1 protein-coding gene is annotated in these 522 nt (G+C 49.4%); it reads right to left on the reverse strand.

Annotated elements, in window-relative coordinates; all coding sequences use genetic code 11:
* The coding region (locus RMT89_RS40935; RefSeq protein WP_315888831.1) for a reverse transcriptase domain-containing protein at positions 1-456 on the reverse strand (456 nt) is incomplete at its 3' end.
* Positions 457-522 lie beyond the last annotated feature (66 nt).

Here is a 522-nt window from a genome sequence, read left to right on the forward strand (position 1 = left end):
ATTGACGGTATCGAAGTACTTCTCCAGATCTATATCGACTACATATCCCCGCCCTTCTCGAATGTATTCACTCGCTTTCGACAAAGCATGATGAGCACTCCTTCTTGGTCTGAACCCGAAGCTGCTCTTTGAGAACTTCGGCTCATACAACTGTGTCAGGAGCTGTGCCATCGCTTGTTGTACGATGCGATCCTGAACGGTTGGGATACCCAGTTGGCGTACTCCACCTTTTGGCTTGGGGATTTCTACACCCAGAACGGGAGACGGTTGGTAACTTCCATCCAGTAAAGACTGGCGAAGTTGCTGCCCATTATCCAACTGGCGAAGCTTTTCCAAGGTCGCTGTGATCGTCAGTCTATCTACCCCACCGCACCCCTTGTTGCGCTTCACCTGTTTGGTCGCAGCGTTTAAATTACCCGGACTGAACATCTGTTCGAGTAATCGAGTGGTGTCCATCTAGACTCGTCCTTCTTTCTATGCCAAATCAGCTTGTTACGCTTCGTTTCCGTCAGTTCCACTTTT

Source organism: Streptomyces sp. P17 (assembly GCF_032436805.1).
Lineage (GTDB): Bacteria > Actinomycetota > Actinomycetes > Streptomycetales > Streptomycetaceae > Streptomyces.